The sequence below is a fragment of the Streptomyces sp. NPDC088812 genome, assembly GCF_044750285.1.
Lineage (GTDB): Bacteria > Actinomycetota > Actinomycetes > Streptomycetales > Streptomycetaceae > Streptomyces.
The window spans coordinates 459,834-472,307 of sequence record NZ_JBIVJP010000001.1 but is presented as its reverse complement, the minus strand read 5'-3'; the positions used below and the strand labels follow the sequence as shown (position 1 = coordinate 472,307).

The window sequence follows — 12,474 nt, the reverse complement described above, 5'->3', positions numbered from 1 at the left end:
TCATGACCGTCACGGCGCCCTCCGTCCGCCTCGCGCGTTCCCCCACCGCCGGTCAGCAGAGTGCCGGGAGCACGTCGCCGGGTCGGGGCGATCAGCCCGTATTCACCCGTACGCGATCGCCGGCGTACGGCCGCCCGACGAACACGCGTGCACGCGCACCCGTCCCCGCACGGTCGCGTCCGTCCGGGTGGCGTCGGCCGGCCGGCGCACCGACTTCGGCCCGACCGACGTTGTGCAGGACCCATCCGTCATCATCAGGAAAGGTTTCTCCATGCGACGCACGCTTCTGTTCTCCGTCTGCGCCCTCATCACCGCCGCCGCCACCGGGTTCTTCGCCACCACCGCCATCCGGAGCCGCTGAGGCTCCACGGCACCTCGGCCGCGCCGAAGCATCCGCAGCCGCAGCCGCACGCGGCACCGCGGCACCGCGGCGGCATCGCGCCACCCGCGGCGGCCGGTCGGCTCCGAAGGCGGCTCCCTCTCCGGCTCTCTCCGGCTCTCCTCCCTCGTCCACGCCGTTCGTCCCCTCCCCGGCACCCGCCCGTCCCGGCCGGCTGCACCGGAGGAGCGGAGGCCCGTCCCCGACCAGTACGTACGGACCGGACGCCCGTAGGCACTCGGCGCCGACCTGCACCCCGGCTCCGGCTCCGGCTCCGGCTCCGGCTCCGGCTCCGGCTCCGGCGAGTGGATCACCGAACGCGGCCCACGACACGAGCGGGTCCCGCGCGGTGTGCGGCTCCGCCCACCGGCGCACGGGCCACCGTCGCCCGGGCGCCCTCTTCACCGTCCCTGTCCCGGTCCCCGTCCCACCCGGTCAGCGTCCCGCACAGCGGCTGGGGAGCGGCACTCGCCGACGGGCCTGCCGACGAGTGCCGCTCCCCAGCCGTGCGGCCGGACGGAGGCCCCTCCCCGTCGTCCCGGGGCGCTGTCCGCGCGTGTCGGTCAGCCCGCGTGCCGGCGCGGGCCGCCGGCGGCCCGGATCACCGAGTCGTCCGGTTCGCCGTGCCCCTCCCAGGGCCGGGCGAGACCGGCCAGGGCGGCCGCGGCGGCGGCCACGGCGATCAGCATGACCAGTGCCATCGGGAGGGAGCTGTGCTCCCCGAACAGACCGACGAGGGGGGAGGCCAGCGCTCCGAAGAGGAACTGGAGCCCGCCCAGGAGCGCGGAAGCCGCGCCCGGGGCCGACCGGCCCACCGCCTGGCCGATGCTCATGCCGGCCGGGAAGACCAGGCCGATGCCGGCGGCGGTCACGAACAGGGTGATCCATGTGCCGGCGAGGGTCTCTCCGACGGTCACGACCAGCAGGACCTGGGCCAGCGCGCCCAGCAGGCAGACACCGACACCGGCCGAGAGGAGGGTGTTGAGCCGCAGCCTTCCCGCAAGGCGGGAGAAGACGGCACCGCTGAGCAGCATGCCCACCGCGTTGGTGGCGAAGATCAGGGAGTACGTCGTCGCGGAGACCCCGTGGAGGCTCTCGAAGACGAAGCTGGAGCCGCTGATGTAGGCGAACAGCGCCGCCGACACGAAGGCGATGACGAGGACGTAGCCCATGAAGGAGCGGCGGCCGAGCAGCGCGCCCATGGCGCGGAAGGTGCTCGTGAAGCCGCCGCCGTGGCGCCGCTCCGGCGGCAGGGACTCGGGGACGGCGCGCACCACGGCGAACAGCAGCAGGGCGCCCAGCACGGCGAGCACGGCGAACACGGCGCGCCAGGTGGAGAGGCCGAGGACCACCCCGCCGAGGACCGGAGCGGCGACCGGGGCCACGCCCATGACCTGGGAGAGGACCGCGAAGTAGCGCGGGAGTTCGGCACCGTGGAAACGGTCGGTGAGCACGGCCCGGGCCAGTACCATCCCGGCCGCTCCGGCCACGCCCTGGAGGAAGCGGGCGCCGGTGAGCACGGTGACGTCCGGCGCGACGGCGCAGACGACGGAGAAGAGGACGAACCCGGCGGCTCCGGACAGCAGCAGCCGGCGCCGCCCCAGCCCGTCGCTCAGCGGGCCGATCAGCAACTGGCCGACGACCAGGCCGGCCAGGAAGGCGGTCATCGTCAGCTGCACCGCCGACGAGCTCGTACCGAGCGCCTCCCCCATGGCGGGGAAGCCGGGGACGTACATGTCGGTCGCGAGCGGGGCGACCGCGGTGAGGGCGCCCAGCACGGCGACCAGGGCGACGGCGGCCCGCCGGGGCAGCGGAGCGGGGACGGTCGGGTCGGCCTCCGTGGAGCGGTGCGAGGCGGGCTGTCGGGTCGAGGGCGGCGATACCATGCCCACAAAGGTATCCGATAGTTCACCCGTTAACAATTCCGGAAGGCCGAGCCGCATGCCTCCCTCCCCTGCCGAAGTCCGCACCCAGTGGGCCCGGGGCAACCCGGACCTGGACACCTCCCCGATGGAGCTGGTGGCGCTCCTCAAACGCGCCACCGGCCTGCTCGACCGAGCCGTCGAGCCCCTCTACGAGGGTGCCCCCCTCACGGCACCCGAGGTCGACATGCTCGTCCCGCTCCGCCATGCCACCGACCCGCTGATCGCCCGCCGCCTCGCCGCCGACCTTGGTCTGTCCCGCGCGGGCGTCAGCAAGACCCTCGCCAAGCTGGAGAGACGCGGCTTCGTCACCCGCACGCCGCACCCGGCCGACCGCCGTGCCGCCCTGGTCACCATCACGGAGGCCGGCGCCCTGGCCGTCGACGACCTCTTCCCCCGCCAGCTCGCCGCCGAGGTCGCCCTGCTGGCGAGTCTCGGGGAGGACCGGGAGTGGGTCCTCAAGGCGCTGGTGCGCCTGGTCGAGGCGATGAGGATCGGTCACGCCGCGACCGAGTGACCCGCGGGTGCCGCACGGTTAACGTGACCGGTATGTCCGATACGTCACATCCCGGTCACGGTACGTCACCGACGCCCGCGCAGCGGCGGGCCCGGCTCAAGGAGTCACCGCTGCTGCCCGCGGCGGTGCTCGTGCTGATCCTGACGGCTGCCGCGGCCCTGTTCGCCGGCTCCTACACCTACTCCATGGCCGATCCGACGCCGCGCTCCATCCCCACCGCGGTCACCCGCGACTACGGGCAGGCCGCTGTGGGCCGGCGGTTCCTCGACGGGCTGGAGGAGTCGCTGAACGCGGCGGTGAAGGTCCATGTCTACGACACGGCGGCCGAGGCCAGGACGGCGGTGGAGGAGCAACGGGTCTTCGCGATCCTCGACGTGCGGGACGACGACCGGGTGACGCTCGACCTCTCCGCGGCGTCCGGGGCCTCGGTCGCCGAGGTGCTGGCCGAGACGGCCCCCGCCGTGGGCCGGCGGACCGGGATCTCCGTCACCGTCCAGGACATCAACCCCCTCCAGGAGGGCGACCCGCGAGGGCTGGCGATCTTCTACATCTCGCTCGCCGCCGTGATCATCGGCTTCGTCGGCGCGATCCAGCTGAGCGTGCACGCGCGGGCCCTCACGCCGTTCGAGCGCATCGCCTTCACCGCCCTGTACGCGCTGCTGGGCGGGTTCGCCATCGCCGCGACCGTGGACTGGCTGCTGGGCGCGCTGGACCTGCCGTTCGTCGAGTCGTGGCTGATCCTGGCGTTCACTCTGTTCACGAGCGGAATGGTCTTCACCATGTTCAACACGCTGGTGGGCCGCTGGGCGATGCTGCCGACCTGGGGGCTGATGGTCCTGCTGGGCAATCCCTCGTCGGGCGGTGCGGTGTCGTGGCCCCTGCTCCCCTCACCCCTGGGCCTGATCGGCCGCTGGCTGCCGCCCGGCGCCTCGGTGAACGCCCAGCACACGGCGGTGTACTTCGCCGGGTACCAGCACGCGTTCCCGTTCCTCGTGCTGGCCGGATGGGCGCTGGTGTCGTGCGCGGTCTTCTGGACCTGGCGCCACCGCCACCCCGGCGGCCGGGAGACCCGCCCGGCACACGCCGCGATCTGACGCCACCCGCCGAGTCCTGGCGACGGCACCGCCGTGTCCCGCCGGCGACGGCACCGCCGTGTCCTGCTGGCGACGGCACCGCCGTGTCCTGGTGACGACGGCACCGCCGTGTCCTGGTGACGGCACCCGCCGAGCCCAGCCGACGGCACCCGCCGTGTCCTGGCGACGACACCCACCCGTCCTGATGACCGGCACCCACCCTGGCCTGATGACGGCTCCCCGACGTGTCAGCACGCGGCGGGTCCGGTCCGATCGCCGGCCGGGGCACGGCGCGTCCTGCGCATGAGCCGCCCTCCGGCGGGGAACCCGGGGGCCGCTGTCCCGTGTCCGGTCAACCGTTGTCTGGAGAGGACCATGAGTCTGCTGCGTCTGCTGGGTCGCCCCCTGCTGGCCTCGATGTTCGTCTCGGGCGGCCTGCACTCCCTGCGAGCGCCCGGGCAGCTTGCGCCGGCCGCCGAGTCCGTCGTACGGCCCGTCACCGAACGGGTGGCGGCGCTTCCCGACCGCACCGAGGACGTCGTGCGGCTCAACGGGGCGGCGCAGGTGGCGGCAGGCCTGCTGCTCGCCACCGGCCGCGTCCCGCGGGTGGCCGCGCTCGCCCTGGCCGCCACCCTGGTGCCCACGACCCTCGCGGCCCACCGGTTCTGGGAGATCGAGGACGCCGACGAGCGCGCCCAGCAGCGCATCCACTTCCTGAAGAACGCCTCGATGCTGGGCGGACTGATGATCGCGTCCGCTGACACCGCCGGCCACCCGTCCCTGGCGTGGCGCGGACGGCACGCGGCGCGGGAGGTCCGGCGCGAGGCCCGGCTGGTGCGGCGGTCGGTGCGGGCCACCGCCCGTCCGGCGGCCACCGCCGGCGCGGTCCGCGCCAAGCTGACCGGCTGACCGGCCCGCCCGCCGCTCCACCCGCACCCACCGGCCGCTCCACGGGCGCCCGCCCACCGGCCGCTCCACGGGCGCCCGCCCGCCGCTCCACCGGCGCCGGTCCAGCCGGTGCGGGCCCGCCAGCCGGTGCGGGCCCGCCCGACGCGCCGTTCACCTCACGGCCGACTCACGGCCGGGCGGCCGCCTCGAGTTCCCGCTTCAGGTTGCGCAGGGTGACGTCGATGTTGCGGGTCTGGAAGTCGGCGAAGGTGCGGCCGCCGGTGACCGCCCGGTCGAAGGCGTGGGCCAGCACGGTCGGCCAGGCCCGCCGGTCGTCCGTCCAGGACTCCGTCACCCGCACCCCCTGTCCCTCCGGCTCGAACCGGTACTCCCAGGTGGCGATCGGTCCCCGCAGCCGGGGGCGGTCCAGCCCGATGGCATGGACCCGGAACGCGAACCGGCGCCCGGGGTCGGCCGCCGTCACCGTGCACAGCGTGGTCCAGCGGAACGGCCCCCGTTTGTTGCGGCCCTCGAACCTGGTCCCCGCCACCGCCCGCTCCCTGGGCGTCCGCTCCGACGTGCCGAGGTTCTCCGGGCTCCACCGGCCCATGTCGGCCGGTTGGCTGACCGCCTCGTACGCCGTCCGCGGCGGGACGTCGATCAGGATGCTGCGGGTCACGGTGAAGATGCGGGCCGCCACGGGGCTCCTCCGGTGGACGCACGAACTTACTCACGGGTAGCCCCGATGGTACGTGCCGCCCGGACCGGCGGAACGCCCCCGTACCCCAGCCCCCGTGAGGTGCGGACAGCCCTGCCCTCAGTCCCGCAGCAGCAGTTGCATGAGCGTGAGGTCGAACCACTTCCCGAACTTGCGGCCCGCCTCGGGCACCCTGCCCACCTCGGTGAAGCCGAACCGCTCGTGCAGCCGGACCGACGGCGCGTTGCCGGACTCGATTCCGGCGATCATGCTGTGGTGGCCCGCGTCGCGCGCCGCGTCGATCAGCGCGGACAGCAGCGCGCCGCCGATGCCCAGACCCTGGCTGCCCGCACGGACGTAGACGGAGTTCTCGACGGTGTCGCGGTACCCGTCGAGCGGGCGCCAGGGGCCGTAGACCGCGAAGCCGACGACCTGGCCGCCGGCCTCGGCCACGAGCGCCGAGCCGCGCGCGAGGTGAGGGGCGAGCCAGGCCCGCGCGTCGGCCGGGGACTGCTGGGTCTGGGTCCACAGCGCCGTGGAGGTCGCCACCGCGTGGTTGCGGATGGCGCGGACGGCCTCACCGTCGGCTTCGGACGCCCGGCGGACCCGCACCGCCTCGCCCTTCTCATATATTGTCGCCATGTCCAACATAGTAGATCCCCTGGTGGAGCGGATCGCCGCCCGTGTCCGCGCCGAGCGGGAGCGGCGGGGCTGGACCCTCACCCAGCTGGCCGAGGCCTCCGGTGTCTCGCGGGCCATGATCAACCGGATCGAGCGGGGCGACAGCAGCCCCACGGCCGTCGTGCTCGGCAAGCTGTCCGCCGCCTTCCGGCTCAGCGTCTCCTCCCTGCTGGCGCTCGCCGAGGGCGAGACGCGGCCGGCCTCCGGTGGGCCGGGGGGCGTGCGCCGCCACGAGGACACCGCCGAGTGGCGCGACCCCGGCACCGGCTACCGGCGGCGCCAGATCACCGGCCCTGGCTTTCCCGCCGAGACGGCGGAGATCCGGCTGCCCGCCGGGGCGCGCGTGGCCTACCCGGCGGCCTCCTTCGCCTTCGCCCGGCAGGTCGTCTGGGTCCTGGAGGGCCGCCTGACCTTCCACGAGGGAGACACCGCGCACGCGCTCGGTCCCGGCGACACCGTGGAACTCGGCGAGCCCGCGCCGTGCACCTTCGCCAACGACGGCGACGCCGAGTGCCGGTACGTGGTCATCCGCGCGCAGGCCGACCGGCCGTGAGCGGCCAGGCCCTGCCCCGCCACGGCACCCTGCTGCTCGCCGCGACGGCGGCGACGGCGATCGCCAACAACTACGCCCTCCAGCCCGCCCTGACCGACGTGGCGGCCGACCTCGGGCTGTCGGCCGCGGTGACGGGGCTGGTGCCGACGGCCGCCCTCCTCGGCTGCACGGCCGGGTTCGCGCTGCTGCTGCCGCTCACCGACCGGGTCGCCCCGCACCGGCTGGTCGGCGTCCAGCTGTGCGCCCTCGCCGGGGCCCTCACCCTCGCCGCCACCGCCCGGCACGCCGCGGTCCTGCTCACCGCCTACCTGCTCATCGGCGCGACGGCCGGGGTCGCGGCCCAGTGCGGTGCCCTCGCGGGCCGGTACGCCGCGCCCGGCCGGCGCGGCACGGCCATGGCCACCGTCGCCACCGGGCTGTCCGCCGGCATCCTGCTGAGCCGCTGGGCCGGAGGCACCCTCGCCGACCTCCTCGGCTGGCGGCGCATGCTGCTGGTCTTCGCCGGCCTCGTCCTGCTCGGGGCGCTCGCCACCGTCCGGCTCCTGCCCCGCGAGCGCCCGCGTGCGCGGGGCGGCTACCTGGCGACGCTCGCGGGACTCGCTCCCCTGCTGCGCCGTCACCGCCCGCTGCGCCACGCCGTGCTCACCGGCGGACTGTGGTACTTCGCCTTCAACGTCGTCTGGGTGGGCCTCGCCCTCGCGCTCGCGCGCCCGCCCTACGCGCTCGACGCCACCGCCATCGGCCTGTACGGGCTGGCCGGACTCCTGGGGTTCGTCGCGCTGCCGTTCACCGGGCGCCTGGTCGACCGGTACGCGCCGCACCGGGTCATGGCCGCGTCGATGCCGGTCGCGGCGGCCGGCACGGCCCTGCTGGCCACCGGTCTGCACCACCCCGTGGTCACCGTGCTCGGGCTGGCCCTGTTCGACGCCGGCTGCTTCGCCGCCCAGGCGGCCAACCAGAGCCGGATCGTCGCCGTCGACCCCGACCGCGCCGGCGGCCTCACCGGCGTCTACCTGGTGCTGTACTTCGCCGTCGGCGCACTGGGCACGGCCGCCACCGCCCCGCTGCTCTCCGCGCTCGGCTGGTCCGGCACGGCCCTCGTGGCCGCGGTCGCCCTCCTCGGCGCCGGGGCCCTCGCCGCCCCTGGCGCCCGGCACACCGCGCCGGCGGACGCCGCCGCCGTTCCCCGCTGACGGGCCGCCCGGGCCGCCGGGCGGCCCGGTCCGCAACCGCCGGTGGCCGGTCCGCGGCCACCGGCGGTGGGGCACTCCGGGCCGGCCGGGCGGCCTCCTGGACGGCGGACGTGCGGACGGCGACGCGCTGGTGACCGGCCCGTTCCAGGAGGCCACCTCCGTCCGCGGAGCAGACCGGACGTCTCGGCATTACAGTGAACTGGTCGAGGGCCTTCCGATCACACTCGAGAGCCGGCGATGACAGGTCACGCGAGCTCCCACCGCCCCGGCCAAGGACCTGCCCACGGTCTCGGACCCGGCTCTCTCCTGACCGGGCGGGCGACGGCCGTACTGGACGCCCGATTCCGGTTCGTCGGATGGAGCCCCGAAGCGGAGACCCTTCTGGGGTACCGGCCGGAGGAGGTGCTGGGGCGGACCGCCGACGACGTCCTCGGGGAGGACCTCACCCGAGCGACGCCGCGCGCGGTCGACGGCCGGGAGGCACCGGGCCCGACCGGGGCGTACGGGATCCGGTCGATACGCCACCGGGACGGCCGTGCCCTGCCGGTCGCGCTCAGCCTCGGCCCGCTCCCCCGGGACCTGTGGCTGATACTTCCGTCTGCACGACGACGCCGGACGGACGATCGGGGTGTGCGAGGTCGGCCTCGACATCACCGACCGCTACGCGGCACGGGGCCGTCTGTCCCTGCTGAGCCGGGCGAGCGGGGGCATCGGCACGACCCTGGACGTTCGGCGTACGGGCGAGGACCTGGCGGGGCTGGTCGTTCCCGAGTTCGCGGACGCGATCACCGTGGACGTGCTGGAGCCCGTGCTGAGCGGCCAGGAGCCGCCTTCCGTCGGCCTCGGCACCGCCCCGGAGCTGCGGCGAGTGGCGCATCGCGCGCACGACGAGGCGGCAGGCGGTGTCGCGGACGCCGTGCACGACGCGCGCCTGCGCTGCCTGTCGGGCGCCGCGTCGCTCGTCGACCCCGCGACCGGCGCGCTCGTCGTACCGCTGACGGCGCGGGGCGTCGTGCTCGGCGTGGCCGTCCTCGTACGGACCGCGCCGCGCGATCCCTTCGACACCGATGACATGGCGGTCGCCGGGGAGCTGGTCTCCCGCACCGCGGTGTGCCTGGACAACGCGCGCCGTTACACACGCGAACACGCCACCGCGCTGACGTTGCAACGCGACCTGCTGCCGCACGGTCTGCCCCGGCCGACGGGGGTGGAGATCGCGCACCGTACCTGCCCGCGGCGGGACCGGCCGGCGTCGGTGGGGACTGGTACGACGTAATTCCGCTCTCCGGCGCCCGGGTGGGACTGGTCGTGGGGGACGTGGCGGGGCACGGTCTGGGGGCCGCGGCCACCATGGGCCGTCTGCGCACCACGGTCGCCGCCCTGGCGGCACTCGACCTGGAGCCCGACGAACTGCTCGCCCGCCTCAACGACCTCGTGGCCCGCGCCGGGGCACCGCCCTCGGCGGACCTCGCGGACGAGGACCGGGCGCTGCGCGTGACCTGCCTGTACGCCGTCTACGACGCCGTCTCCCGGCGCTGCGTCATGGCGCGGGCAGGTCATCCGCCCCCGGCACTCGTCACGGCCGACGGCCGCACGGAGTTCATGGACCTTTCCTCCGGACCACCGCTGGGCCTGGGCGGCCTCCCCTTCGAGAGCACCGAGTTCGACCTGTCCGAGGGCAGCGTGCCGGCTCTCTTCACCAACGGGCTCGTCGAATGCCGGCGGCGGGACATCGACACCGGCATCAGTGCCCTGTGCGACACGCTGGCCGAGGTCGGGTCCGGCTCTCTGGAAGAAGCCTGCGAGGGTGTCGTCGGTGCACTGCTGTCCCGGTCGCCCGAGGACGACGCGGCACTGCTGCTCGTGCGCGTTCACGCGCTGGCCGAGGACCTGGTGGCGACGTGGGACATCCCCGCCGACTCGGAGGAGGTGGCCCGAGCCCGGTCATGGACCCGGGACCGGCTCGCCCGGTGGGGCCTGCCGGACGAGACGTCGTCCGTCCTCGAACTCGTCGTCAGCGAACTGGTCACCAACGCGATCAGGTACGGCGGCACCCCCGTCCGCCTGCGGCTGATCAGGGACCGGGGGCTGATCGTCGAGGTGTCGGACGGTGGCCACACCTCCCCGCACCTGCGCAGGGCCGCCACGGAGGACGAAGGGGGCAGGGGCCTGTTCCTCGTGGCGCAGATGACCGATCACTGGGGAACGCGCTACACGTCGACCGGTAAGACGATCTGGACGCGAATGCCGTCGGCACCGCGCGGGCTGCCCGCCGCGGCTTACGGCCTCTGACCGACCCGCGCGGAGTCGCGCGGAGCCGCACGGAGCCGCACGAAATCGCGCGCGGGCGGCTGCGCGGCTCCGCCCGTCTCACGGACGGCGGCCGGCTGGTCCCGCCGCGCCTTCCGGGGGGAGGGCGGGCGCGTCGTGGTCCCCCGTCCACGCCCGGTGCCGGCGGGCGCCGGCGGGGCGTGGACGGGGCCGTGGTTCACCCGACGAGCCGCTGGATCCAGCTCAGGGTGCGGCCGAAGACGTCCTCGACCTCGTCGTCGGACAGCCCGTACCAGACGTGGTCCGCGCCCGGGACCGTCCACAGCTCCACCGGGACCCCTGCCTCACCGAGGCGGGCGGCGAACAGACGGCTGTGGTCGCAGTCGACCATGGAGTCCTTCTCGCCGTGCACCAGGAGGAAGGGCGGAGCGTCCGGGCCGACGTGGGCGACGGGACTGGCCTCCCGCGCGCGGTCGGGCACGTCGGCGGGGGCCCCGCCGAGCAGGAGCGCCTCGGGGGTGCGGGGGTCGTCGCCGTACCGGGTGAGGTCGCTCGGCGCGTACCAGGCGACGGCACCGTGCACCGGCGGCGCGTCCGCGGACAGGGCGAGCATCGAGGCGAGGTGCCCGCCGGCCGACTCGCCCCACACCACGGTGCGGCCGGTGTCCGTACCGAGTTCGGGGGCGCGCCGGACGAGCCAGCGCAGGGCGCCGGTCAGGTCGTCCAGCTGGGCGGGGAAGACCGCCTCGCCGCTGAGCCGGTAGTCCACGGAGGCGACCGCCAGGCCGGCGGCGGCGAGCCTGGCGAACGGGCCGGGCTCCCACTGGCGCATCCGGTACCCCATCTCCTCGCGCCGGCCCCGGCGCCAGCCGCCGCCGTGCACGAAGAGCACCAGGGGCGAGGGCCGCCCGTCGGGGCGTTCCGCCGGCAGCCACAGGTCCAGCTCCGGCGGGCGGACACCCGGCACGTCCGCGTAGGGGACCCCGCGCAGGAGGCGGACGCCGTCGGCGAGGACCGCGGCGGGCGGCAGCGGGGCCTCGTCGGGGTGGGGCGCCGCGATCAGGGACCGCAGGTCCGGCTCAGGACTCATGGGTGCGCCACTTGTGGCCGGGGAGGAAGTTCACGTCGTACCGCTGGGGCACGGTGCCGAACTTCTGCGGCTCGGGGACGTACGGCTTCTGGGGCAGGCCCAGCTCCTCGGTGGGCGTGCCGAGGTTCTCGAAGAACCGCTCGAACGTGCCGCCCGGGCCCGCGGCCACACCGACGATCCGGCTGTGGTGGCGCTCGATGCGGTAGGCGTGCGGGCAGTTCTTCGGGACGAAACCGAAGTCGCCGGCCGTCAGCAGCTTCTCGTACTGCTCGCCCTCCAGGTCCTCCACGAACAGCCGCACCGCGCCGTCGGTGATGAAGAAGACCTCGTAGGTGTCCGGGTGGGAGTGGGCCGGGATGATGTCGCCCTTGGGGCCCTCACAGGTGAAGAAGTTGAACGTGTTCTCCGTCTGCTCCCCGCCCGCGTAGACGGTGAACAGGTCCGTGAACAGGTGGGCACGGTCGCCCATGCCCCGCTCGATGAAGTACGGCTTGCCCGGCTCTGGGGGAATCTGCGAGGCACGGCGGTAGGGCGTCGCGTACTCGAAGGTCATGGGTCTCCTCGATTCGGCTCGAATGTCAGTGAGGCTGACATACGAGTCGGGGGATGTGCAAGACTTCGCTGACGTTTTCCCTTCCCCTTCCGATGCCGAGGAGCTCATGGACGCCGGACGCCGCAGCCTGCCGCAACTGCTGGGCGAGGCACGCAGATGGTTGGAGGACGCCCTGCTCGCGGCCCTGGAGGCGGCCGGAGCGGAGCAGGTGTCATCGACCCAGTTGCAGCTGTTCGCCGCCCTGGACGAGCGGGGCACGACGGTGTCCGAGCTGGCGCGGCGCATGGGGGTCACCCGGCAGACCGCGCACAAGACCGCGCACACCCTGATCGCCATGGGCCTGCTGGAGCAGGCACCGCACCCCGCGTCGGCGCGCCAGGTGCTGATCCGCCGCACACCGAAGGGCCGGCGCGCCCATGAGCGGGCGACGGGCGTCCTGGAGAGCCTGGAGCGCGTCCTGGCCGAGCGAATAGGCGAACGGTCCGTCGCGGAACTGCGGGCCGTGCTGGAGATGCCCTGGGGCGCACCGCCCGACCCCTCGACCCCCGAGGGGTGACCGACGGACCTTCGACTCACGAGGGGGGAGACCGACGGACCTCCGACTCCCGGGGAGTGACCGACGGATCGCCTCGGCTCCCGGACTGGAGTGACCGACGG

General features: G+C 74.7%; 13 protein-coding genes and 1 pseudogene. 9 read left to right on the top strand and 5 right to left on the bottom strand.

The annotated features are described in order from the left end of the window. Positions 1-942: 942 nt before the first annotated feature. Positions 943-2,265 (bottom strand): multidrug effflux MFS transporter, encoded by a 1,323-nt coding sequence (locus ACIP67_RS02050; protein WP_401685936.1) that lies wholly within the window; start codon positions 2,263-2,265, stop codon positions 943-945. Between the two features lie 55 nt (positions 2,266-2,320). Between ACIP67_RS02050 and ACIP67_RS02045 the strand changes: the two genes are divergently transcribed. The 3 genes from ACIP67_RS02045 (at position 2,321) to ACIP67_RS02035 (ending at position 4,800) form a co-directional block, all read left to right on the top strand. Next, a complete protein-coding gene (locus ACIP67_RS02045) occupies positions 2,321-2,818 on the top strand; it encodes a MarR family winged helix-turn-helix transcriptional regulator (RefSeq protein WP_401685934.1) in 498 nt (165 codons plus the stop codon). A 32-nt stretch (positions 2,819-2,850) separates the two neighbouring features. Next, a complete protein-coding gene (locus ACIP67_RS02040) occupies positions 2,851-3,912 on the top strand; it encodes an ABC transporter permease (protein WP_401685931.1) in 1,062 nt (353 codons plus the stop codon). A 354-nt stretch (positions 3,913-4,266) separates the two neighbouring features. Further along, positions 4,267-4,800: a DoxX family membrane protein gene (locus ACIP67_RS02035; protein WP_401685928.1), complete on the top strand. Its 534-nt coding sequence runs from the start codon at positions 4,267-4,269 to the stop codon at positions 4,798-4,800. Positions 4,801-4,966: 166 nt separating this feature from the next. Here the strand turns inward: ACIP67_RS02035 and ACIP67_RS02030 are convergent, their stop codons facing one another. Beyond that, entirely contained in the window at positions 4,967-5,479 is a 513-nt protein-coding gene (locus ACIP67_RS02030) for an SRPBCC family protein (protein WP_401685926.1), read from the bottom strand. A 117-nt stretch (positions 5,480-5,596) separates the two neighbouring features. Further along, positions 5,597-6,118 (bottom strand): GNAT family N-acetyltransferase, encoded by a 522-nt coding sequence (locus tag ACIP67_RS02025; RefSeq protein ID WP_401685923.1) that lies wholly within the window; start codon positions 6,116-6,118, stop codon positions 5,597-5,599. On the opposite strand from ACIP67_RS02025, the gene ACIP67_RS02020 reads away from it, so the two are divergent. From ACIP67_RS02020 to ACIP67_RS02000, 5 genes and pseudogenes are all read left to right on the top strand, one after another. Beyond that, positions 6,117-6,710 (top strand): helix-turn-helix domain-containing protein, encoded by a 594-nt coding sequence (locus ACIP67_RS02020; RefSeq protein ID WP_401685921.1) that lies wholly within the window; start codon positions 6,117-6,119, stop codon positions 6,708-6,710. The two genes, ACIP67_RS02025 and ACIP67_RS02020, sit on opposite strands and share 2 nt — an antisense overlap. Then, entirely contained in the window at positions 6,707-7,903 is a 1,197-nt protein-coding gene (locus ACIP67_RS02015) for an MFS transporter (RefSeq protein ID WP_401685918.1), read from the top strand. Before ACIP67_RS02020 ends, ACIP67_RS02015 begins: the two co-directional genes overlap by 4 nt. Before the next feature lie 237 nt (positions 7,904-8,140). Then, positions 8,141-8,464 (top strand): annotated as a pseudogene (locus ACIP67_RS02010) (PAS domain S-box protein); the annotation flags it as partial. A gap of 67 nt (positions 8,465-8,531) precedes the next feature. Continuing rightward, entirely contained in the window at positions 8,532-9,179 is a 648-nt protein-coding gene (locus ACIP67_RS02005; protein ID WP_401685915.1) for a hypothetical protein, read from the top strand. 20 nt (positions 9,180-9,199) lie between these two features. Then, positions 9,200-10,195: a SpoIIE family protein phosphatase gene (locus ACIP67_RS02000; RefSeq protein WP_401685913.1), complete on the top strand. Its 996-nt coding sequence runs from the start codon at positions 9,200-9,202 to the stop codon at positions 10,193-10,195. A 196-nt stretch (positions 10,196-10,391) separates the two neighbouring features. Here the strand turns inward: ACIP67_RS02000 and ACIP67_RS01995 are convergent, their stop codons facing one another. After that, positions 10,392-11,264: an alpha/beta hydrolase fold domain-containing protein gene (locus tag ACIP67_RS01995; RefSeq protein WP_401685910.1), complete on the bottom strand. Its 873-nt coding sequence runs from the start codon at positions 11,262-11,264 to the stop codon at positions 10,392-10,394. Next, positions 11,254-11,817, bottom strand: a complete 564-nt coding sequence (locus ACIP67_RS01990) for a quercetin 2,3-dioxygenase (RefSeq protein WP_389518804.1) — start codon at positions 11,815-11,817, stop codon at positions 11,254-11,256. The genes ACIP67_RS01995 and ACIP67_RS01990 overlap by 11 nt, the downstream gene beginning before the upstream one ends. Before the next feature lie 106 nt (positions 11,818-11,923). Here ACIP67_RS01990 and ACIP67_RS01985 point away from each other — a divergent pair, with 106 nt between their 5' ends. Next, positions 11,924-12,373, top strand: a complete 450-nt coding sequence (locus tag ACIP67_RS01985) for a MarR family winged helix-turn-helix transcriptional regulator (RefSeq protein WP_401685906.1) — start codon at positions 11,924-11,926, stop codon at positions 12,371-12,373. Positions 12,374-12,474: the final 101 nt, after the last annotated feature.

Excerpts from the sequence above, each read along its gene's own strand:
- ACIP67_RS02050 (WP_401685936.1), bottom strand. The coding sequence starts at position 2,265 with ATGGTATCGCCGCCCTCGACCCGACAGCCCGCCTCGCACCGCTCCACG.
- ACIP67_RS02045 (WP_401685934.1), top strand. The coding sequence starts at position 2,321 with ATGCCTCCCTCCCCTGCCGAAGTCCGCACCCAGTGGGCCCGGGGCAAC.
- ACIP67_RS02040 (WP_401685931.1), top strand. The coding sequence starts at position 2,851 with ATGTCCGATACGTCACATCCCGGTCACGGTACGTCACCGACGCCCGCG.
- ACIP67_RS02035 (WP_401685928.1), top strand. The coding sequence starts at position 4,267 with ATGAGTCTGCTGCGTCTGCTGGGTCGCCCCCTGCTGGCCTCGATGTTC.
- ACIP67_RS02020 (WP_401685921.1), top strand. The coding sequence starts at position 6,117 with ATGTCCAACATAGTAGATCCCCTGGTGGAGCGGATCGCCGCCCGTGTC.
- ACIP67_RS02025 (WP_401685923.1), bottom strand. The coding sequence starts at position 6,118 with ATGGCGACAATATATGAGAAGGGCGAGGCGGTGCGGGTCCGCCGGGCG.
- ACIP67_RS01995 (WP_401685910.1), bottom strand. The coding sequence starts at position 11,264 with ATGAGTCCTGAGCCGGACCTGCGGTCCCTGATCGCGGCGCCCCACCCC.
- ACIP67_RS01990 (WP_389518804.1), bottom strand. The coding sequence starts at position 11,817 with ATGACCTTCGAGTACGCGACGCCCTACCGCCGTGCCTCGCAGATTCCC.
- ACIP67_RS01985 (WP_401685906.1), top strand. The coding sequence starts at position 11,924 with ATGGACGCCGGACGCCGCAGCCTGCCGCAACTGCTGGGCGAGGCACGC.